The 20,026-nt window shown below is 66.7% G+C and carries 25 protein-coding genes and 2 tRNA genes; 16 read left to right on the top strand and 11 right to left on the bottom strand.

Annotation, left to right across the window (positions count from 1 at the left end; translation table 11 throughout):
* Nucleotides 1-194 precede the first annotated feature (194 nt).
* The 3 genes from ACV959_RS00135 to ACV959_RS00125 all read left to right on the top strand — a co-directional run bounded on the left by ACV959_RS00135 (nt 195) and on the right by ACV959_RS00125 (nt 3,307).
* Nucleotides 195-572 (top strand): hypothetical protein, encoded by a 378-nt coding sequence (locus ACV959_RS00135; protein ID WP_475737912.1) that lies wholly within the window; start codon nt 195-197, stop codon nt 570-572.
* A gap of 218 nt (nt 573-790) precedes the next feature.
* A complete protein-coding gene (locus tag ACV959_RS00130) occupies nt 791-1,510 on the top strand; it encodes a hypothetical protein (protein WP_475737911.1) in 720 nt (239 codons plus the stop codon).
* 435 nt (nt 1,511-1,945) lie between these two features.
* Nucleotides 1,946-3,307 carry an MBL fold metallo-hydrolase RNA specificity domain-containing protein gene (locus ACV959_RS00125; RefSeq protein WP_475737910.1) on the top strand — a complete coding sequence of 454 codons (1,362 nt, stop codon included), beginning with the start codon at nt 1,946-1,948 and terminating at the stop codon, nt 3,305-3,307.
* Nucleotides 3,308-3,374: 67 nt separating this feature from the next.
* On the opposite strand, the gene ACV959_RS00120 is transcribed toward ACV959_RS00125, so the two are convergent.
* Entirely contained in the window at nt 3,375-3,578 is a 204-nt protein-coding gene (locus tag ACV959_RS00120; protein WP_475737909.1) for a hypothetical protein, read from the bottom strand.
* Nucleotides 3,579-3,981: 403 nt separating this feature from the next.
* On the opposite strand from ACV959_RS00120, the gene ACV959_RS00115 reads away from it, so the two are divergent.
* The 3 genes from ACV959_RS00115 (at nt 3,982) to ACV959_RS00105 (ending at nt 5,708) form a co-directional block, all read left to right on the top strand.
* Complete coding sequence (locus ACV959_RS00115) at nt 3,982-4,683, top strand: hypothetical protein (RefSeq protein ID WP_475737908.1); 702 nt, start codon at nt 3,982-3,984, stop codon at nt 4,681-4,683.
* A gap of 151 nt (nt 4,684-4,834) precedes the next feature.
* Nucleotides 4,835-4,966, top strand: coding sequence for a hypothetical protein (locus tag ACV959_RS00110; RefSeq protein WP_475737907.1), 132 nt, complete (start codon nt 4,835-4,837; stop codon nt 4,964-4,966).
* 46 nt (nt 4,967-5,012) lie between these two features.
* Entirely contained in the window at nt 5,013-5,708 is a 696-nt protein-coding gene (locus tag ACV959_RS00105) for a hypothetical protein (RefSeq protein ID WP_475737906.1), read from the top strand.
* Between the two features lie 12 nt (nt 5,709-5,720).
* On the opposite strand, the gene ACV959_RS00100 is transcribed toward ACV959_RS00105, so the two are convergent.
* The gene (locus tag ACV959_RS00100; protein WP_475737905.1) at nt 5,721-6,731 is read right to left on the bottom strand and encodes a ribonuclease Z; all 1,011 of its coding nucleotides are present in this window, start codon (nt 6,729-6,731) and stop codon (nt 5,721-5,723) included.
* 113 nt (nt 6,732-6,844) lie between these two features.
* Here ACV959_RS00100 and ACV959_RS00095 point away from each other — a divergent pair, with 113 nt between their 5' ends.
* On the top strand, nt 6,845-7,561 hold the full coding sequence (locus ACV959_RS00095; RefSeq protein ID WP_475737904.1) for a DUF1614 domain-containing protein: 717 nt from the start codon (nt 6,845-6,847) through the stop codon (nt 7,559-7,561).
* 22 nt (nt 7,562-7,583) lie between these two features.
* Here ACV959_RS00095 and ACV959_RS00090 read toward each other — a convergent pair whose 3' ends face one another.
* From ACV959_RS00090 to ACV959_RS00075, 4 genes are all read right to left on the bottom strand, one after another.
* Nucleotides 7,584-7,907 carry a hypothetical protein gene (locus ACV959_RS00090; protein WP_475737903.1) on the bottom strand — a complete coding sequence of 108 codons (324 nt, stop codon included), beginning with the start codon at nt 7,905-7,907 and terminating at the stop codon, nt 7,584-7,586.
* Nucleotides 7,908-8,017: 110 nt separating this feature from the next.
* Nucleotides 8,018-8,419 carry a tetratricopeptide repeat protein gene (locus ACV959_RS00085; RefSeq protein ID WP_475737902.1) on the bottom strand — a complete coding sequence of 134 codons (402 nt, stop codon included), beginning with the start codon at nt 8,417-8,419 and terminating at the stop codon, nt 8,018-8,020.
* A gap of 522 nt (nt 8,420-8,941) precedes the next feature.
* Nucleotides 8,942-9,018: transfer RNA gene (locus tag ACV959_RS00080), tRNA-His, on the bottom strand.
* 75 nt (nt 9,019-9,093) lie between these two features.
* Nucleotides 9,094-9,624, bottom strand: a complete 531-nt coding sequence (locus ACV959_RS00075) for a DUF721 domain-containing protein (protein ID WP_475737901.1) — start codon at nt 9,622-9,624, stop codon at nt 9,094-9,096.
* 55 nt (nt 9,625-9,679) lie between these two features.
* Between ACV959_RS00075 and mutY the strand changes: the two genes are divergently transcribed.
* A complete protein-coding gene (gene mutY, locus ACV959_RS00070; protein ID WP_475737900.1) occupies nt 9,680-10,747 on the top strand; it encodes an A/G-specific adenine glycosylase in 1,068 nt (355 codons plus the stop codon).
* Nucleotides 10,748-10,758: 11 nt separating this feature from the next.
* On the top strand, nt 10,759-11,019 hold the full coding sequence (locus tag ACV959_RS00065; RefSeq protein WP_475737899.1) for an Imm74 family immunity protein: 261 nt from the start codon (nt 10,759-10,761) through the stop codon (nt 11,017-11,019).
* Between the two features lie 41 nt (nt 11,020-11,060).
* Here the strand turns inward: ACV959_RS00065 and glpK are convergent, their stop codons facing one another.
* Nucleotides 11,061-12,557, bottom strand: a complete 1,497-nt coding sequence (gene glpK, locus ACV959_RS00060; RefSeq protein WP_475737898.1) for a glycerol kinase GlpK — start codon at nt 12,555-12,557, stop codon at nt 11,061-11,063.
* A gap of 104 nt (nt 12,558-12,661) precedes the next feature.
* On the opposite strand from glpK, the gene ACV959_RS00055 reads away from it, so the two are divergent.
* The 3 genes from ACV959_RS00055 (at nt 12,662) to bfr (ending at nt 13,957) form a co-directional block, all read left to right on the top strand.
* Nucleotides 12,662-12,991 (top strand): hypothetical protein, encoded by a 330-nt coding sequence (locus ACV959_RS00055; RefSeq protein WP_475737897.1) that lies wholly within the window; start codon nt 12,662-12,664, stop codon nt 12,989-12,991.
* Nucleotides 12,992-13,218: 227 nt separating this feature from the next.
* The gene (locus tag ACV959_RS00050; RefSeq protein WP_475737896.1) at nt 13,219-13,455 is read left to right on the top strand and encodes a (2Fe-2S)-binding protein; all 237 of its coding nucleotides are present in this window, start codon (nt 13,219-13,221) and stop codon (nt 13,453-13,455) included.
* 25 nt (nt 13,456-13,480) lie between these two features.
* Nucleotides 13,481-13,957, top strand: coding sequence for a bacterioferritin (gene bfr, locus ACV959_RS00045; RefSeq protein ID WP_475737895.1), 477 nt, complete (start codon nt 13,481-13,483; stop codon nt 13,955-13,957).
* Between the two features lie 7 nt (nt 13,958-13,964).
* Here bfr and ACV959_RS00040 read toward each other — a convergent pair whose 3' ends face one another.
* Both ACV959_RS00040 and ACV959_RS00035 read right to left on the bottom strand, forming a co-directional pair.
* On the bottom strand, nt 13,965-15,209 hold the full coding sequence (locus tag ACV959_RS00040; RefSeq protein WP_475737894.1) for an MFS transporter: 1,245 nt from the start codon (nt 15,207-15,209) through the stop codon (nt 13,965-13,967).
* A 7-nt stretch (nt 15,210-15,216) separates the two neighbouring features.
* Nucleotides 15,217-15,834, bottom strand: a complete 618-nt coding sequence (locus tag ACV959_RS00035; protein WP_475737893.1) for a helix-turn-helix domain-containing protein — start codon at nt 15,832-15,834, stop codon at nt 15,217-15,219.
* A gap of 162 nt (nt 15,835-15,996) precedes the next feature.
* Here ACV959_RS00035 and ACV959_RS00030 point away from each other — a divergent pair, with 162 nt between their 5' ends.
* On the top strand, nt 15,997-16,854 hold the full coding sequence (locus ACV959_RS00030) for a UDP-2,3-diacylglucosamine diphosphatase (RefSeq protein ID WP_475737892.1): 858 nt from the start codon (nt 15,997-15,999) through the stop codon (nt 16,852-16,854).
* Nucleotides 16,854-17,942 (top strand): glycosyltransferase family 4 protein, encoded by a 1,089-nt coding sequence (locus tag ACV959_RS00025; protein WP_475737891.1) that lies wholly within the window; start codon nt 16,854-16,856, stop codon nt 17,940-17,942. Before ACV959_RS00030 ends, ACV959_RS00025 begins: the two co-directional genes overlap by 1 nt.
* Here ACV959_RS00025 and ACV959_RS00020 read toward each other — a convergent pair.
* Nucleotides 17,892-18,458 (bottom strand): hypothetical protein, encoded by a 567-nt coding sequence (locus tag ACV959_RS00020; protein WP_475737890.1) that lies wholly within the window; start codon nt 18,456-18,458, stop codon nt 17,892-17,894. The genes ACV959_RS00025 and ACV959_RS00020 overlap by 51 nt on opposite strands.
* 86 nt (nt 18,459-18,544) lie before the next feature.
* Here ACV959_RS00020 and ACV959_RS00015 point away from each other — a divergent pair, with 86 nt between their 5' ends.
* The gene (locus ACV959_RS00015) at nt 18,545-19,327 is read left to right on the top strand and encodes a HesA/MoeB/ThiF family protein (protein ID WP_475737889.1); all 783 of its coding nucleotides are present in this window, start codon (nt 18,545-18,547) and stop codon (nt 19,325-19,327) included.
* Here the strand turns inward: ACV959_RS00015 and ACV959_RS00010 are convergent.
* A complete protein-coding gene (locus tag ACV959_RS00010) occupies nt 19,311-19,664 on the bottom strand; it encodes a RidA family protein (protein ID WP_475737888.1) in 354 nt (117 codons plus the stop codon). The genes ACV959_RS00015 and ACV959_RS00010 overlap by 17 nt on opposite strands.
* A 131-nt stretch (nt 19,665-19,795) precedes the next feature.
* Between ACV959_RS00010 and ACV959_RS00005 the strand changes: the two genes are divergently transcribed.
* Nucleotides 19,796-19,871: transfer RNA gene (locus ACV959_RS00005), tRNA-Phe, on the top strand.
* Nucleotides 19,872-20,026: the final 155 nt, after the last annotated feature.

Here is a 20,026-nt window from a genome sequence, read left to right as displayed (position 1 = left end):
TTCCGGCGTTGCGAGACTATTCCCCGCCGCCTCCGCATGAAATAACAAGGGGCGTCATCTTTTTGTGATGCGTCTTCAATCCGTTGAATTCGATTATCGTTTTGTTGCGATTCACGTTTGACACCGCAACAAATTCGAATAATGTTGGGATTATGGCGGAGAGAGGGCGAAATTGGCGGGAGTCTGGCCGCGCAATGCGCGCGGCCCTCATCGTTTGTCTGGTCCTTCTCCAGGGTTTAGCATTCGTCAAATCCTCGTTTGCCGCCACCGCAGACGCCGGGATCGTCCTCGACGCACAGGGCTTCGCCGTCAGCCATGAGCACTGCCTCGGCGACAAAGGCCAAAACGCGCCCGCGCAAAATCAAGGCGACGACTGCGGATGTTGCCTCTCGTGCGCGGCGAGCGCCACTGATCAATCCTGGCTTTTGGCCGCGCTTGTCGCGGTTGCGATAGATCTGTTCGCGCCGCTTCCGCCGGAAGCTGGCGGCGTCGCCCTCACAAACGTCGTTTCCATCCATCCTGGAACAGGCTGGGGCAGCAACTGGTCGGCCCAAGCGCCTCCGGCCGGCTGAGACCGGCGATCGAATCAGCCGCTTCGTGAACCGATGCGCCGCTGATTTCTGAACAATCTCGAAAATAATCGAACAGTCTCAGGCTGTCGCGCCATGTCGGCCCGACGTCAGGAATCTGCCGCGCCCTCATCACGCGAGGGCGTCGGCCGATCGTCGTGGCGTGTCCCGATGAAATCGAGGCATGCCCAAATAAGAATCGAACTAAGGGAGAAGTTAAGGTGAAAAAGACTCTTTATCCGACGCTCGTGATGTCCGCCCTCGTATCGCAGGCCGTAATGACCGCTTCGGTCGCCCATGAATCGCGCATGCTTCCGGCGTCCACGAATTCGGTCAATTTGACGGTTGGCTTCAGCAGCGAACCGGCCTTCGAAGACACGTTCAATGGCGTCGACGTGATCCTCAAGGCCGATGACGGCGAATGCCCCATGGCCGGGCCGGGACCGGCGCACGCCAATCATCCGCATATCACCGCGCCGATCGATACGGCCGCCGGCGATTTTGTTAGCCTGAAGGTGGTGGCGCTCTACATGAACACCGCCGTTCCGCCCACGGGCGTCAACGGCAGAGACTTGCCCGCCGCAGCGGGGCTCAGAGCCACTCGCCCGATCACCGACGAATATCCGCTGAAGGCCAAATACAATACGCCGGGCACTTACCAAAGCTTTTTCCGGCCGACCAACCCGGGACCGGGAACGGCTGCGAACAGCGGAGCCTACGGATTCCGTATCATTGGCGGCGTCGCGTTCAGGGCGAAGGATTCGACCTCCTGCGGCGGCGCGCCCCGGCGCATGGCCGCGAGAACCGTAACGATCAACAGCGTCTTCGTCTGCGGCCCGAACGGCACGATGTCGACTTCCGGCTCTTTCAATTGCATCAAGTCGATTCAGCCCTTCCCCGGCGATGCGGCGGAAGGCTACAGGGCTAGCACCAAGTTCTGAGAGCGAGAAGAAAAGCGCGGGTCCGGCGACGTCCGGATCCCGCGCATCGGCAGAAATGCGGCGCGCTCTCCCGGGATACGCCTCGGGGGAGCGCAAATGCGCGCGCGATCCTGCCGCCACCTTTGCTCCTTCGGTCCTTTGCGGAACAGGCGGGTCACGTCCCCGTCGCGGGCGCGCCGCCCGGCTCAGCTTGCGTCGAGTCACGATCCGGCGGGCGGTTTCGCGGTTTTCTAACCCGTCGCGCGCGGGTTAAGCTCCTCTCCGTCGCCGCCGGGAGTTCACCATGTTGTCCCCTTTCATCGCCCGAAGAATTGCGGGCGCCGCTTCGCGGCTCCTCTTTTTTGGCCAGCGCGACGACGCCAGTCCTTCCCCGCGCGCGCGCCTTCGTTTGCGGCCGCGATCCCCTTCGTCTCGCGCAAAAATGGAAGTGCGGCGATGAAGCTTCATTTCCTCGGGGCCGCCGGCACGGTCACGGGCTCGCGTTATCTTCTCGAGAGCAAGGGCGAGCGCATTCTCGTCGATTGCGGGCTGTTTCAAGGCCTCAAGAATCTGCGCCTGCGCAACTGGGCGCCGTTTCCGGCAAAGCCGAAGAGCATTTCCGCGGTGATTTTGACTCACGCGCATCTCGATCATTCCGGCTATGCGCCGGCGCTCGTGCGCGACGGCTTCGACGGTCCGATCTATTGTTCGAAAGGAACGCGCGATCTTTGCACGATCCTTCTTCCCGACGCGGCGCGCATTCAGGAGCAGGACGCCGATTACGCCAATCGCCGCGGCTTCTCCAAGCACAAGCCGGCGTTGCCCCTTTATGATTCGACCGACGCGAAACGCGCCTTGCGGCTCTTTTCGTCGCTCGCGTTCGATCGCCGCCATGAGCTGCGCGAGGGCCCGACGCTGCGTCTGCGACGCGCGGGACACATTCTGGGCGCGGCGTCCGTCGAACTGAACTGGAAGGGCAGAAAGATCGTCTTCTCCGGCGATCTCGGCCGCTACGACGATCCGACGATGATTGCGCCCGAGCCTGTCGCAGACGCGCATTATCTCGTCGTCGAATCGACCTACGGCGACCGCGCCCATCAGCGCCGCGCTCCCGAGGAGGCGCTCGGCAGCGTCATCGAGCGCACGATCGCGCGCGGCGGAACGGTCGTCATTCCAGCCTTCGCCGTCGGCCGCGCGCAGACGCTGCTCTACTATCTGGAGCGGTTGAAATCGTCGGGGCGTCTCGGCCAGGCGCCGATCTATCTCAACAGTCCGATGGCCATCGAAGCGAGCGACATGTTCTGCCGGCATACCGACGAACGGCAACGCCTGACGGACGAAGAGCGCCGGCGCGCGGTGTCGGTCGCGAAACATGTCGAGACGGTGGAGGAATCCAAGGCGCTGAACGAGGACAGCCGGCCGAAGATCATCATCTCCGCCAGCGGCATGGCGACGGGCGGGCGCGTGCTCCACCACCTGAAGAAATTCGGGCCGGATCCGCGCAACACGATTCTCTTCGCGGGCTTCCAGGCCGCCGGAACGCGCGGCGCGGCGATGGTCGCGGGCGCGAAAAACGTCAAGATGCACGGCGAATATGTGCCGATCGAAGCGGAGGTCGAGAATCTCGACATGCTGTCGGCGCACGCCGACGCTGACGAAATCATGCGCTGGCTGCGCAATTTCGGCCGTCCGCCGCGCATGACGTTCATCACGCATGGCGAGCCGGCCGCATCCGACGCGCTCAGGCGCCGAATTCAGGACGAACTCGGCTGGCCCTGCCGCGCGCCCGAGCATCTGGAGACGGCGATCCTGGATTGAGCGCGTCCGCAGGCGCCCAGAAAATGGCCGCGCAGCGCTCACGAGTCAGGCGCCGCAGGCCCGGCGGTCAAAGAGGCTCGATGCGCGAAAAGCGGGCGCGGCGCTCGAGATCGATCTGACAGGCCGCCCGTCGCTTGCGCCGCCAGACCGCGTCCGCCTCCGAGGCAATGGCCGCGACGCCAGAGGTTTGCGCGTTCCGGCCCTTCAGCTTGGCCGCCGCCGGCTCCGCGTTCGCGGGAGCCTGATCGCCGATGTTCGATCTTGCCGCCATGAGTTGCCTCCTCGCTCGAATCGCCCGGCGCGGGGGTCGCGTTCTATGCACATCTCGCGCCAGCGCGCGAATGCGCCGCACGGGTGCGTCAATGTGGTGGGTTGCCACGGGCGGCCCGGTCGCCCAACGTGGACCCATGATCCGTCCCCAGGTCTCGAATGCGGTTATTTATTCGATCCTCTTTTCGGTCCTGGCCGGAGGAGGCATGATGCTCGTCACGGGGCAACCGGCGGCGCGTCGCGCGGCCGATGAAGTCGTGCGGCGCTGCGAAATGCCGCGCGGGGGCCAACTGTCGCTGTTTCTCGGGTCCGACGCGAGCCGCTGATCCCGTCGGGAAGACGCCGCTTGCCCGATCGTCGCGCCTCGGCCATTCTGGCAGCGATTTGCTCGAGGGGCGAGGCATATGTGCAGAAATCGCGCGGCGGTGGCGGCGTTGATGTCGTTGACGGCGGCGTCCGTCCGCGCGGAAGAACAGCCGGTCGACTGTTCCTCTCTGGATTATGAAAAAGGAAAGCCGGTCGCCGTCGCGAAGATCATTTCGCCCCAGCGCGAAGTTCATTTCCTCAAAAATCAGACGGACGAGAAGAACTGCCCTGCGGCGACGCCCGCCTGCGAACGGTCGGCCTATCTGCGGCCGGGAGACGTGGTTCTCGTCGGGCGAAGCGCCGGCGCCTTCGCCTGCGTGTCCTATGTGAACGCCGCCGACGCGGAGACGAACGGCTGGATCGCTTCCACGGCGCTCGAGCGCCGCGCGCCGATCGCCGCGCCGCTGCTCGGCGAATGGCTCGGAAAATGGCGCAGCCGCCGCGGAGCGATGCAGGCCGATATTTCGATTGCGCGCGAGAAGGAGGGATTTCTTTCGATCAAGGGCGAGGCGACCTATGCGGTCACGCGCGAGAACGTCCGCTCCGGCTCCTTCTCTGCGTCGAAGCTCGCGCCGCGCGCTCCGCTCGCCTTCGTCGACGGCGGGGCGAAGCCTTACGAAAGGGCGGAAGAAGGCGAGTGCGCCGTTCGCATGAGCCGGATCGACCGGTTCCTTCTCGTCGAAGACAATGGAAACTGCGGCGGCATGGGAGTGACCTTCACGGGCCTCTACCATCGCTAGGTCGCTTCCCGCTTGCACAAGTCTGTCGATTTTTGCGGAAGGCGCTTGAGCGCGCGGCCGCGCCTTGCGGCGGGTCCGCGCTGTGCGCCGGGGCGCATCGGCGGCGCGGAGAAGGCCGTAACGTCCCGTCGCAAACGGAAGGGAACAGGCCATGAAAACCTTCTTCGGTCTGGGGGTCTTCGGCGGCGTCGCCGTCGCGCTGCTGACGGAAGTCCTGAATGTCGTGATGACCTTCGGCGCGCTGGAGCATGTGGCGTCCTACAACGCCTGGATGACCATGTAGGCCGGCCGAGAAAACGTCCGGCGACATAGAGGGAGCGGAACGGAAAATGTCCAGAAAGACGGGCCATATTGGAGCGATCGTCGCGGCGTTCGCGTTCTTGCCGGGATCGTTTCCCGCAGCGGCAGAGCAGCGCGCGGTCTGGCCCGACGCCTTTTTGTCCCGCGTCGAACTCCTTGCGCTGATGCAGACGCTGAACGCCTCGCTGCTCGCGAGCCGCAGCGCGACCGCGACGCTCGAGAACTGGTGCGCGTCGCACAAAATGTCCGCGGCGCCGAAAATCGTCGCGCGGCTCGTCTCCGGCGCGCAGAAAGCCGCGAGCGAGGAGACTCGTCAACGGCTGCGGGTCGAATCGCCCGGGGAGATCAAATATCGCCGCGTCGAACTGTCCTGCGGCGACCATGTGCTCTCCGAGGCCGACAATTGGTATGTGCCGGGCCGCCTGTCTCCGGAGATGAATCGCCTTCTCGAGACGACGGACACGCCTTTCGGGAAGGCCGTACAGGCCTTGCAGCCCTTCCGCCGGACTTTCGAGACGAAGACGCGCTGGTCGCCCTTGCCGGAGGGATGGGAATTGCGCGCGCCGGAGACGGATGCGGGGAAGGGCCAGGGCGAGGTCGCGATTCCGCACGAGATATTCGAACATCGCGCCATTCTTTACGGCGCCGATCAGACTCCCTTCTCCGAGGTGCATGAGACCTACACGAAGGAGATTTTCGATTTCGACGCGAAGGCGTCGCGCTGAGCCGCGGCGCGGTCAGCCGCGCAGAAAGGCTTCGCGCGCTTCCTGTTCCAGCAGTTGCCCCTGTCCTTTGTAGCGGGGCGAGAAGTGAAACGGCGCGAGGCGCTTCACGCCGGCGAGCCGTCCGATCAGCCCCGCCTGACGCGCGGTCAGATGACGCCGCGCGGCGGCGGCCGCCGCATCCTGATGCAGGAATCCCGCCTCGATGAAGAGGATGTCGGCGCCTTCCGCGAGGCTTCGGACGTTCTCGCAATTCGCGTCTGTGAAGGCGCAATCCGCGACATAAGCGATTTTCCGTCCCCCCGTGATTTTCATGATCTCGTTTTTCAGCCGGCCGAGCGGAAGCGCGGCGGGGCCGGCGTGTCCCGGCTCGCGCCATGCGACCGGGATCGGCGTCGCCTCGTCGGCGCCGCGCAGGATTGCGTCCTTGAACCCCGAGAGCCAGGGTCCGACGGCGAGCCCCATGGCGTCGACCTTTTCGCGCCAGATATTGATCCGGGCGCGCTCCTCCAGCGCGAAGGCGAGGACCGGAAGGCCGTGATCGAGCGTCGTCGCGCGGACGCGGAACCCGGGCTCCTCGAGCAGACAGCCGCGCGCGCATTGGCGCGCGACTTCCGCGCCGCGCGCGAAACGCCGCCGCCCGGAAAATTGCGCGCAGGTCGATCGGCCGTCGGCCTCCATTTCCGTCACGCGGAAAGTGAGGCTCTCCTCGAAATCCGCGATGAGGTTCCACGAGTAGGCGCGCAACTGGTGTTCGACCGCGTCGATCATGCCGGGCGGGCCATAGACGCTCACGGTCTTCTCGCGACCGAGCGTGCGCCGCAGGAACTGGTCAAATCCCACGAAATGATCCATGTGTCGATGGGTGACGAAGACGTCGCTGACGCGCAGCAGCTTGCGCGGCGCGAGCCGCCCGAGGTCGCCGAGATCGAACAGCAGGGCGCGCTTCTCGAAGATGAGATCGACATAAAGACCGGGGTCGTCGAAGGGATCATTGACGAGCGCGGGATCGAAATGGCGCGGCACGGTCGGGCGAACTCTCGTTGAAGGATTGCGCCACAGGCGCGCCGGGGCGCACCCCGCCTTATATTTCAATGCGGGGCCGGACTTGTAACCCTGCCCGGGGAGGAAAACGCGCCATGCAAATCGGCGATACGAATTATCTGCCCTTTGCGCCGCCCGTCTATTATCTGCTCGCGGGCGCGCTCGCGGCCTTGCTGATTCTCGTTCAGCTGCGCGTCTTGCGTTACGCCTATCTTCAGCTCGGCGTCAGTCCAGGGGCGGCGGTCTTTCTGCTGTTCGCCTCGCTTCTCGGGAGCTACGTCAACATTCCGATCGCCGTGCTCGGGGCCGAACCCGTGGTGACGGAAAAAATCATCGTCTATTTCGGCGTGCCCTATGTCGTGCCCAAGATCGTCTCTGCGGGCGGCGTGGTGCTCGCGGTCAATGTCGGCGGCGCGCTCATTCCGACGGCGCTGTCGCTCTATCTCCTGTCGAAAAACGCGATCTGGGGCAGGGGACTCGTCGCGACCGTCCTCGTGTCGGCCGTTTGTCACGCGCTCGCCGAGCCGGTGCGGGGCGTCGGCATCGCGCTCCCCGTCTTCGTGCCCCCGCTCGCCGCGACGCTCGCCGCGCTCGCCGTCTCCTGGCGCAACGCCGCGCCGCTCGCTTACGCCGGCGGCAGCCTCGGCGTTTTGATCGGCGCCGATCTGCTCAACTGGGACAAGTTTCACGGCCTCGGCACGCCGGTCCTGTCCATCGGCGGCGCCGGCACTTTCGACGGCATATTCATCACGGGAGTCGTTTCAGTTCTTCTGGCGAGCCTCGTGGGCGGCGGCGGGCAAGGCCGCCGATGAGGACCGAGAGAGCCGCGCGCGCTCAGCGCTCGGCCTCCTCGATTTCCGCCACGCATTTTCTGGCGAAGGCCGTGCGCGCCTTTCCGGGAATTTTTCTGGCGGCCGCGATGTCCTTGCAGAGATTTTCCGCCCCCGCCTGTCCGCACTTGCGCACGAAGCTGTCATAGGCCGCGCCCGAAAGAAACCGCTCCTGCGCCTCGGCGGCGCAGGCCGCATAGGGGCTCATCGGCCGTTCGAAGGCCGCGGGAATGGGAACCGGCATGGCCGCCATGTAAGCAAAGGCGGCGGACGACACGCAGACTGTCCCGGCGGCGAGGCCCCACGAAGCGAGAAAATTCCTGTGCACGGACCACTCTCCTGAAACGCAACCGAAACGTCGCGATAGCTTTAACGATTGCTTAACGAATGGCAACAAGTCGCGTCGACTATCGAAAATGGCGTGCGCCGGAAGCCGCCTCACCGACCGCCGATGAAGCGCGTGTCGGCCAGAATCGGCTTCGCCCCGCGGATCAGCTGTTCCGGGTTGGCGTTTGCGGCGCGCGCCGCGCCGTCCTCCGCCGCCTCCCTCAGCCGGGCGAGGGCTTTCTGATTCTTCGCGATGTCCGGATGGTTCGGGCCGAGAAGCCGTTGTCGAATTTCCAGCGCCCGCAAGAGGAGGCTTTCGGCCTCGGCGGGATCGCCATGCGCCCGGTAGAACGCCGCGAGATTGCTCAGTTGGGTCGCGATATAGAGATGCCGAGGTCCGAGGGCCTGTTCGCTGATCGCGACGGACTGCTTCAGCGCCGCCTCGGCGTCCTGTAGACGGCCCTCCTCCTGGAGTTTCGAGGCTTCCTGTCCGAGGCGCAGAACGTCGCTCATTGTTTGGGCTAGCGTTCGACACGGCGCGAACCCGACTTCCGCCGCGAACAGCAGGGCGCAAACTCGAAAAGCATCTTGGCGATTGCGTTTCATGGTCGCCCCTCCGGGAGCCGACGTTCCGCCTCAGGCTCCTTTTCCCGCCACCGGGGTATTGTTCAGCAACAGCTGTGCAACCGTTGAGAGAAAATTAACCATAATCGAAAGATGGCGCCAAGTTGTCCAAAAGGGGATGTCGCGCTGCGCCGCATGAGAAATGCGGCGCGCCCAGGAAAACCTCGACCGGTTCCCAGACCCGACAACCGAAGGCTGCGGCGGCGCCCGAGAAGCGCGATCGGGCCCTTTCACGCCGGTCTTTGCAAATTTCGATCTCGCCGATCTGCGTCCGGGGCGATCGCGTCGAGTGGAAAGACGACAGGCGGGCGTCTCGCCGACGTGGAGGACGCGCGCATTCGTCAATCGACCCGGAAAAGAGATGAAGCAGGGGGCGCCCACCCTGACGGCGCAACGGCGACAACGCATGAATGGTACCGCCACCCCGGCTCGAACGGGGGACCCCCAGATCCACAATCTGGTGCTCTAACCAACTGAGCTATGGCGGCCCAAAGCGCGGCGAAATTATTCGCATGCGCGAAGGATTGCAAGCGTTCCCGAAAGACGATGCGACGCGGGCGCGCTCACGGGCGTTTCGGGCGCGGCGCGAGGGCGTTTTCGCCGAGCCGCACCAGCGCCGCCCGCAGCGATACCTCGGCGACGCCTTCGGTCGCCGCTTCGGCGCGGGCGTGGGTCTCGGGATCGACGCGCGGCGGGCGCGGGGCCTTCCGCTCTTCCCGCCGCGTCAGCGGCAGCTGCCGCAAGGTCACGCGGGAAACGCAACGCCAGCCCAGATGCGCGTTGACGCGCTCGACGATCGCCGGCGCCATATGCTGGATCTCGAGGCCGAAGCCGGGCTCGACGCGCAGAATCAGCGTCGCGGGCTCCTGCGGCTTTTCGGGCGCGGCCCTTCGGGCGCGCGGCGGCCATTGCAGCTTTTCCGGCGCGCAAATGTCAGCGATGCGGGCGCCCACGATCTCCCGCCAGCGCATCAGCAGCGAGGCCTCGCCGAAGCCCTGTTTGGCGACCAGCGGGTCGATCTGGCGCAGCGCATATTCGGCGAGGGGCCGCGCAAAAACGCCTTTCGTCCGCGGCGAAACGCCAGAAAAGCCCATGGCGCTCTCTCCTGCCTTGCCTGCGCGCGCCCGCGCGCCCTAAAGCTCCCCGCGCATGATAGAGCCTACGGCACAGCGGCGAAAGCGCGCCTCCGCGCTTCTCGCCTGGTACGACGCGCATCGCCGCGACCTGCCCTGGCGCGCGCCGCCGGGCGTGCGGGCGGATCCTTACGCCGTCTGGCTCTCCGAGATCATGCTCCAGCAGACGACCGTCGCGACGGTGAGGGGCTATTTCGAGCGCTTTCTCGCGCGCTGGCCGACTGTCGAGGCGCTGGCGGCGGCGCCGCTCGACGCGGTTCTCGCCGAATGGGCTGGGCTCGGCTATTACGCCCGGGCGCGCAATCTCCACGCCTGCGCGCAGAGAATCGCGCGCGACTTCGGCGGCCGTTTTCCGGCGCGCGAGAGCGAGTTGCGCGCGCTCCCCGGCGTCGGCCCCTATACGGCGGCGGCCGTGGCGGCCATCGCCTATGATGCGCCATGCGCCGCGGTCGACGGCAATGTGGAGCGCGTCATAACGCGGCTCTACGCGATCGAGACGCCGATACGCCAGGCGAAATCCCTGGTCCGCGAAAAGGCCGAGGCGCTGCTGCCCGCCGCCCGCGCGGGCGACTTCGCACAGGCGCTGATGGATTTGGGCGCGACGGTCTGCACGCCGCGGCGTCCGAACTGCGCCGCCTGCCCGCTCTCCTTCGCTTGCGCCGCCTTTCGGGCGGGCGCGCAGGAGCGCTATCCCGTCAAGGAGAAGAAGACGGCAAAGCCAGGGCGGCGGGGCGCCATTTTCATCCTGCGCCGGGGCGAGGAGGTGCTGCTGCGCCGCCGTCCGCCGGAGGGTCTTTTCGGCGGCATGAGCGCCTTTCCCGCGACGCCCTTCACCGAGGACGTCGCGCCCGAGGCGTGGGCGCGCTTCGCGCCCTGCGCGGCGCGCTGGCGCCCGCTCGCCGAACCCGTCGCGCATGTCTTCACGCACTTTTCGCTCACGGCGGCGGTTCTCGTGGCGCGAAGCGGAAGCGTCGAGACGCCGCCGCCCGATTGCCGCTGGGCGGCGCGGACAAATCTGGATAAGGAAGGATTGCCCACGCTGATGCGCAAGGCCGCCGCGCTCGCCGGGCTCTTCGACGACTGAAAGAGGCGAATATGGCGCGGGCGAAAATCAAGGTTGAGATGACCGAGGGCGCGATCCGCGTTCATCAGGGCGCCCGCACGCTCACGATCCACGCCGGCGCCCCCGACGAAGACTCCGGCGAGGATACGGATTTCGTAGTCCGGCTCGACGAGATCGACCATTGGGACGCGCCCGACCAGGATCAGGAGATCGACATCGAGGATTTGCAGAAAATCCTCGATGCGGTCGAGAAGGAGTTGGCGAAGCACGGCCTCACGGTGGATTTTGATTAGAGCGCTTTCCGCCGAAGCGGGCGGGGAATGGGCTCGACGCCTCACGCCGTCCAGCCCAGCGACCGCTCCACCGCCTTCTCCCAGGACGCGAGGAGCCGCGCGCGCTCGGCCTCCCTCATCGCGGGCGCGAAACGGCGCGAGGCGCGCCAATGCGCGGCGACCTCGTCGAGACTCGCGAAGAATCCGACTGCAAGCCCCGCCGCGTAAGCGGCGCCGAGCGCGGTCGTCTCCAGATGGCGCGGGCGCACGACCGGAACGTCGAGAATGTCGGCCTGGAACTGCATGAGCAGATCGTTCGCCGCCATGCCGCCGTCGACCTTGAGCTCCGAGAGCGCGACGCCCGAATCCGCGACCATCGCCGCGATCACCTCGCGGGTCTGATAGGCGGCGGCTTCGAGCGCCGCGCGGGCGATGTGGCCCTTGTTGGAGAAGCGCGTGAGACCCGCGAGGATTCCGCGCGCGTCGCCGCGCCAGCGCGGCGCGTAAAGGCCCGAAAAAGCGGGCACGAAATAGACGTCGCCATTGTCGGGAACCGTGCGGGCCAGCGCCTCGATCTCGTGGCTGTTCTCGATGAGGCCGAGGTTGTCCCGCAGCCATTGCACCAGCGCGCCAGCGATCGCAACCGAGCCTTCGAGCGCATAAGCCGGCGGCGCCGCTCCGAGCTTGAAGGCGAGCGTGGTCAGCAGCCCGGCGGTCGAGACATGCGGCGTCGCGCCGGTGTTCATCAGCAGGAAGCAGCCGGTGCCATAGGTATTCTTGGCGTCGCCGGGCTGGAGACAGGCCTGGCCGAGCAGCGCCGCGTGCTGATCGCCGAGCGCGCCGGCGACCGGGACGCCCGCAAGCGCGCCGGCGCCCGCGCCGTAGATTTCGCTCGACGAGAGAATCTCCGGAAGGCAGGCGCGCGGGACGCCGAACAATGCGAGCAACTGCTCGTCCCAGGCGAGGGTCACGAGATTCATGAGCTGCGTGCGCGCGGCGTTCGTCGCGTCCGTGACATGACGGCCGCCTTTCGGTCCGCCTGTCAGATTCCAGAGGAGCCAGCTGTCGATCGTGCCGAAGAGAGCCTCGCCGCGCGCCGCCTTTTCGCGCGCCTCGGGAATGTTCTCCAAAAACCAGACGAGTTTGAGCGCCGAGAAATAGGTCGCGAGCGGCAGCCCGGTCGCAATGCGCGCGATGTCGCCCGCCCCTGCCGCCAAGAAACGGTCGACCAGCGGCTGCGTGCGCACATCCATCCAGACAAGGGCGTTGTGGAGCGGCGCGCCCGTCCTGCGGTCCCACAGCAGACAGGTCTCGCGCTGGTTCGTGACGCCCACGGCGGCGAGATCGCGGATCGAAATCCCCGCTTTGGCGAGCGCGCCCGCCATGGCCGCGCGCGCATTGTCGAGAATTTCGAGGGCGTCGTGCTCCACCCAGCCGGGGCGGGGATAAATCTGCGCGTGTTCACGCTGGTCGAGGGCGACGATGTCGCCCGCCGCGTCGATGACCACGAAGCGGGTGCTGGTCGTGCCCTGATCGATCGCGCCGACGAACTGGGGCATGGGGCGCCTTTCGAAACATTGCTGGTCGATGAACGAGGCCTTCAGCGCGGGTTCACGGCGAGACCGTCATTCTCCTCAGCGTCAATTGGTTCGGAGAATGCGCCATGACAAACGCCGCCGTCAAAACCTCCCTCGCCGCGCTCGTCGCCGCCGGCGCCTGGGCTTTCGCCGTCCTGCCGGCGCGCGCCCTGCCGGGCGCCGATCCCGGCCTCGCCGCGCGCCAGCTCGCAGGGGCCGAGAAGGTCTGGTGCGGCCCCTACGGCTGCCGCTACTGGGGCGGCTACGGTTATGGGTATGGACGGCCTCGCTATTGGGGCGGATACGGTTATCCCGGCTATTGGCGCGGCTACGGCTGGCGTCCCCGCTACTACGGCGGCTGGGGCGGCGGTTACGGCTGGGGCGGCAACCCGTGGGGCGGCGGCTGGGGCTGGTGAGGCGCCCCGCGCAAGCGGAGAGAAACCCGCCGCGGCGTCGCGCCGCGGCTTTTTCGCGTCTTGGGCGGCGCGCGCCGGACCCCTGTTCGGCACGGCCCTTGCGTGAAGGCCCCGCGCGGCCAGTCCGATGTCGCATCTGCGACAAAGGCGCGGTTGCAAATTTCGGGGAATGTTGTAACCTACTGAAGTAAAAGGTAGTTTGCAATCTTTCCAAACTAGGCGAAGCGATGATCGTCTGTTCCTGCAACGTCCTCTCCGACCGCGATGTGCGCGAAACGCTGCGGTCGCGCCCTGATCGGCCGTCGGTGGCGTCGGTTTTCCGCAACATGGGCTGCGAAGCGAAATGCGGGCGCTGCGTGCGCAGCATCGTCGCGATCGTGGACCAGCATGCGGCGTCAAGGCTGGACGAATGCGCGGGAAGCGGCGATTGTGACAGCTGCCGCGCCGACGGTCTGGCGGCGTGATCACGACAATGGAAAGGAATTGCACATGCGCGGCGACGCGAAGGTCATCGAATATCTCAATCGCGGGCTGCGCGCGGAACTAACGGCGGTCAATCAATATTGGCTGCATTACCGCATTTTCGACAATTGGGGTTTCAAGGAGCTCGCCAAGAAGTGGCGTGAAGAATCGATCGAGGAAATGCGTCACGCGGACCACTTCGCCGCGCGGATCCTGTTCCTCGAGGGCTTCCCCAACATGCAGGTTCTCGATCCGCTGCGCATCGGCCAGACCGTCGAGGAAATCATCGCCGCCGACCTCGCCACCGAGATCGACGCCCGCGCCATGTATATCGAGGCGGCGGTCTACTGCGACTCCGTCAACGACCGCGTGTCGATGGAGCTCTTCGAGAGCATCATCAAGAGCGAGGAAGGACATATCGACTTTCTCGAGACGCAGCAGGAGCTGATCAAGCAGCTCGGCGTCCAGCTCTACGCCCAGAAGCACATGGGCGATCTGTCCTGACGCTCCATCAGGCCGTATTTTCCGGTTCCGGGCAGGCGGCGGACGCCGTCTGCCCTTCTCTTTTGATGACGCCCTCGCGCGTCGCCGCCGCAACGACGAAGGACAGCGCGAGCCCGACGCCGGCCATCGCCGCCATGGCGGCATATCCGCGCTGGCCGAAGGCGGCCTCGAGCGGCCCCGAGACGTAGAGCGCCGCGCTGAGCGTCGCGCCATTGGCGGCGGCGAGCCAGCCATGGACCCGCGCCGTATAGGCCTTGCCGCCCAGTTCTGCGATGAGATAGGCCGCGCCGAGCGCGATCGCGGACGCCGAGAGCGGCGTGAGCAATTGCGCCGCGACCACGCCCCACGCGGGCGGATCGCCCGCATAGATCGCCCAGCGCAGGATCGCGCCCGCCGCGCCGACCATCAGGAAGGGCGCGGCTCGCGTCTCGCCGCCGAACCAGCGCCCGGCCGCGAGGAAAAAGGCGACCTCCGCCGCCATGGCCGCCGCCCAGGCGAAAGAGATGAACGTCGCGTCGAAGCCCCGCGCCGCCCAATGCAGCGAGGCGAAGACCGTGAGAAAGCCGTGACTGCCCTGAACCATCGCCGCGCAGGCGATGATCGTCGCGACGAGCAGCGGGCGCTGGAGCGGCGCGCCCGGCGCCGCGGGCGGCTCCTTCTCCACGGCGCGGCCCGCCTCGAAGCCGCGCACGAGGAAGAAGCCTGCGATCGTCGAGAAAAACGCGATCGCCGTCATGATCCAGATCAGCGCGTCCGCGGGCGTCGCGCGGGCGATCGGGCCGCTGCCCAGCATGAAGACGAGCACGGAGGCCGATCCCCAGCCGCGCACGGCCGAGAAATTGAGCGGCGTCAGCCCCTTCTCGCGCCGCCGGCGCGCTTCGCCCAGAACGAGCCCGTCATTGAGGACGGAGATCGGCGCCTGGGCGAAAGAGAGCGCGATCGCGCCGGCGAGCAGGACGTAAAAGCCGCGCGCAAAACCGAGCGCGACGAAAATCCCGGCCGAGGCGGCGGCGTAGAGCAGGATGAGCCGCGCATAGTCGCCGCGCAAATCGCCGAGCCGCGCGCCGAGGAGATTGGAGAGAATGCGAATCGCCGGGCAGGCGGCGAGGACCGTCGCGATTTCCGCCCCGGTGAGGCCGCGCGCGCCGAGCCACAAGGGAAAAAAGGCGACCTGAACGCCGCCGATGGCGTAAAGCGCGGCGGTGAGCAGGGAGAGGCGCCGCTGCGCGTCGTCTTCGCCGTCGGCCTTCATCGCCGGCCTATTCCATCACCGCCGCCTTGAGGATGCAGACCATGGTCGCCTGCGCCTGCGCGCCGCCGAGGTTGCGGATCACGTGCGGCCGGTCGCAACGGTAGCGCAAGGTCTCCCCCGCCCGCACCGTCTCCTTGATCCCCGCGACCTCGACCTCGAGTTCGCCTTCGCGCACCGAGAGGCTTTCCACCGAGCCCCGCTGATGCGGGTCGGATTCCAGAACCCCGCCCGGATCGGCTGAGAGTTCGTACGCCTGCAGCCATTCGACCGTCTTGATCCAGCCAATGATCGCGAGACGGCATTTGCCGTCGTCGGATACGAGGATCGGCGTGTCGGCCTTGCTCGTCTTTTCGAGGAAGGGCTCGTCCTCCGTCGTCTGGAGCACGCGCTCGATCGACACGTCCAGCGCCTGCGCCAGCCGCCAGATGGTCGCGAGCGTGGGATTGGTTTCGTTGCGCTCGATCTGGCTGATGATCGACTTCGCGACGCCCGACTGCTGCGAGAGCTCCGACAGCGACAGATTATAGGCTTTGCGCAGCCGCTGGATGGTCGCGCCGAGCTGGCCGGACAGCGCCAGCGCGCCAGCTTCCAGGATCTTCTGTTTGTCTCTGCCCTCGACGCCCACGGCGCCCGCTCTCCCGATCAAGATTCGGGCGGCATAATAACCGAATTCGTTCGAAAAAACGAACAGGCTCTTTTCTCCCGGGCCGGACGCCGCCTGTCATCGGATTGCAACGTGAATCCTGTTGAAACCAGTGGCGGCGTCGACGGGGGAGGCCTCGAACCCATGCCCGAAAACACGATTGCGAACATGCCCGCCGCCGCGTCGGCGGATGTCGAACCCCGGCGGTATCGGACGATTTTCCTGTCTGACCTGCATCTCGGGGCCAGGGCCGCGCAGGCGGAGCTTCTCCTCGATTTCCTCAGGCACAACGACGCGGAGACGATCTATCTCGTCGGCGACATCGTCGACGGCTGGAAGTTGCGCAAGGGCTGGCACTGGCCGCAGGCGCACAATGACGTCGTTCAGAAAATGCTGCGAAAGGCCCGCAAGGGCGCGCGGGTGATCTATGTGCCCGGCAATCACGACGAATTCGCGCGCGAATACACGGGCCTGACCTTCGGCGGCGTGGAGGTCGTCGATCACGCCGTGCATGAGACGGCGGCCGGAAAGAAGATGCTCGTCATTCACGGCGATCAGTTCGACATCGTGGTGCGCAACGCCCGCTGGCTCGCCCATCTCGGCGACTGGGCCTATGACGCGGCGATCGCCGTCAACGCCTGGTTCAACCACGCTCGCCGCCTGTTCGGCGTCGGCTACTGGTCGTTGTCGGCCTGGGCGAAATACAAGGTCAAGAACGCCGTCAACTTCATCGGCGACTACGAGAAGACGCTGGCCGACGAAGCGCGGCGCCGGGGCGTCGACGGCGTCGTTTGCGGCCATATCCACCATGCGACGATCAGGACGATCGACGGCGTTCTCTATGTGAACACCGGGGATTTCGTCGAAAGCTGCACGGCGGTCGCCGAACACGAGGACGGCAGTTTCGAGGTTCTCCACTGGCGCACCACGGCGGCGGAGCGCGAAGCGGCGGCGTCCCGGCGGGTGACGGCGCCGCCGGCCCCGCGGGCGGCGGCCGCCTGATGCGCATACTCGTCGCGACCGACGCCTGGCGTCCGCAGGTCAATGGGGTCGTGCGGTCGCTGGAATCCATGGCCGCCGCCGCGCGCCAGCTCGGGGCCGAGATTGACTTTTTGACGCCGCAGGATTTCGTCTCCTTTCCGATGCCGACGTATCGGGAGATTTCCCTTGCGCTCGCCACGCCCGGCGCGGTCCGCCGCCGCCTCGACGCCGGTTACGACCATGTGCATATCGCGACCGAAGGTCCGATCGGGCTCGCGGCGCGCGCCGTCTGCTTGCGCGCCGGCCGCTGCTTCACCACGAGCTTTCACACGCGCTTCCCGGAATATGTGAAGGCGCGCACCGGCCTGCCGCTCTGCGTCTCCTACGCGGCCCTGCGGCGGTTCCACAACGCCGGGGCCGGGGTCATGGTTGCGACGCCGAGCCTCGCGCGGGAGCTCGACGCGCGGGGGTTTCGCCGACTGCTGCGGTGGTCGCGCGGCGTCGACCATGCGCTCTTCTCGCCAGCGGCCCGCGCGCCGCTGGATTTTCCGCGCCCGATCTTCCTCAGCGCCGGACGGCTGGCGGTCGAGAAAAATCTCGAGGCGTTTCTTGCGCTCGACCTGCCGGGGACGAAGCTCGTGGCCGGGGACGGACCGGCGCGGGCGGCGCTCGAGGCGCGCTTTCCCGAGGCGCGCTTCCTCGGCGTGAAGACGCCCGCGGAGCTTGCGGCGCTCTACGCCGCCGCCGATGTCTTCGTTTTTCCGAGCCGCACCGACACTTTCGGCATGGTGCTGCTCGAAGCCATGGCCTGCGGCCTCCCCGTGGCGGCCTTTCCCGTGACCGGGCCGCTCGACGTCGTGGGCGCGAGCGGCGCCGGCGCGCTCGACGAAGATCTGCGCGCCGCCGCGCTCGCCGCCCTCGACATTCCGCGCGAGGCGGCGCGAGCCCATGCGCTGACCTTCAGTTGGGAGTCGTGCGCGCGCCAGTTCCTCGACAACATCGCCTATGCGCGCGGGGCCGCCTCGCTCGGCGGCGTGGGGATGGAGGCGTTGCGCGGCTCAGGAGAAAAGCGCGAGCCGGTCGACAAGCGGCAGCCGGTCCAGCCATGAGAGCGGCGCGAGACGCGGGTCGGCCGCCGGAGCCGCCTGCGGTTCCGGCGCGATCGTAACAAGACGGGCCAGCGTAGCGGCGCGCGGCGGCTCGGCCTGCGGCGCCTGGACGGGGGCGGCCTCGACCGTTATGGCGTGGCGCGCCAACAGGTCCGGTCGGTCGCAAAGAGTTCCGGCGGGAGGCGCGGCCTGTGGCGCGCCGCGGCCGCCGTCGAATTCCCGGGCCAGCGCCTCGATCCTGCCGCATACGAAATCCTCGACGCCGCGCTCGCGCAGCGACCAAGAAAGCTCCATCAGACGCTCGGCGACGGAGAAAGCGTCCGCGGGCGCCTGCCGGGCCTCCAGCCGTCTCTCCAGCCGCTCCAGCGCGGCGTGCAGGCGCGCGCTCTCGGCGCTGCGCAGACGCCGCGCATATTCGGCGAGAAACCAGCGGCCGCGGGCCGTCTCCAAGACGGCCGCCTCGATCTCTTCGTAATCCTCCGGCTGGAGACCGGGCGGCGGAGCCGCTATGGTCATGAAATGAGCCGCCCTGCTGTGCCGCGCGAATCAGCGCGAGCCGCAGCATCGCGCGCCTGTCGCGCAATGCAAGAGCCGGAGACCGGATGAGCCTCACGCCTGAGGAGATCGAACGTTACGCCCGCCACCTCGTGCTGCGCGAAATCGGCGGTCCCGGCCAGCAGAAATTGAAGGCCGCGCGAGTCCTGGTCGTCGGCGCCGGCGGGCTCGGCGCGCCCCTCCTGCAATATCTCGCGGCCGCCGGCGTGGGCGCCATCGGGGTCGTGGACGACGACGCCGTGTCCCTTTCCAACCTCCAGCGGCAGGTGATCCACGACACGCCCGGCGTCGGCCGTCCGAAGGTCGAGAGCGCGAGGGACGCCATCGCCCGGCTCAATCCGAATGTGCGGGTTGAACCGCATCCGCTGCGCCTGACGGACGCCAACGCCCGCGCGCTCGTTGCCCGCTATGACCTCGTCGCGGACGGCTCGGACAATTTCGCCACGCGCTATCTCGTGTCGGACGCCTGTTTTCATGAGCAGAAGCCGCTCGTCACCGCGGCGATCGGCGGCTTCGACGCTTCGCTGACGACGCTGCGCCCCTTCGAGGCCGGGCCGGACGGCAGGCCCAACCCCACCTATCGCTGCCTGTTCCCGGAGCCGCCGCCGGCCGGGACCGTGCCGAGTTGCGAGGAGGCGGGGATTCTCGGCGCGCTCGCGGGGGTCGCCGGGGCGATGATGGCGCTCGAGGTCGTGCGCGAGATCGTCGGTTTCGGCGAGGGGCTCGTGGGTCGCCTCCTCCTCGTCGACGCCCTTGCGATGCGCTTCGAGACGCTGCGCTACGCCTGGGATCCGGACAACCCCCTCTCCGGCGTCACTTCGCGGCGATGACGGCGATCTCGACCTTGTAGTCGGCCGTTACGAGTTTCGCCTCGACGGTGGCGCGAGCGGGCGGGTTTTCCTTGTCCACCCAGACGTCCCAGACGCTATTCATCTCGGCGAAAGTGGAGATGTCGCTCAGATAGATGGTCGCCGAGAGGATTTTCGACTTGTCGCTGCCGGCTTCCGCCAGCAGTTCGTCGATGAGGCCGAGGATCTCGCGGGTCTGATCGGCCACCGGGCCGCCCTTGGTCCTTTCCGCCACTTGGCCCGCCGTATAGACGGCGTTGCCGCGCACGACCGCCTTGCTCATGCGCGGACCCGCGCCGATTCTTCGAATATCGCTCATGACGCCTCCATTTTCCGGGGGCGGGTTTAGGCGATGCGGGGGCCGCCGGCAAGCCAAGGAGAAAAGTTGCGCGCCCCCGCTGGACAAGAGGCGACGCGCTTTCTATAAGCCTGCCCACGCGCTTCGCGCGCGCCCAGGTAGCTCAGTTGGTAGAGCATGCGACTGAAAATCGCAGTGTCGGTGGTTCGATTCCGCCCCTGGGCACCATTAAAATCAATATCTTACAGCAATCTCTAATATACATTTACGGGCGGTTTAGACAGCCGTTTTGCAAAAAGTGTTTATGTTTTGTTCTCGTTTTTGTTCCTATTCTTTTCTCTTGGGATGTTTTTAGAGCACGCGGCGTCGCAATGGCGACCCTC

It is taken from the genome of Methylocystis sp. Se48, assembly GCF_056269425.1.
Note: the sequence above shows the minus strand (reverse complement) of the source record. Positions and strands in the feature narration are given on the sequence as shown.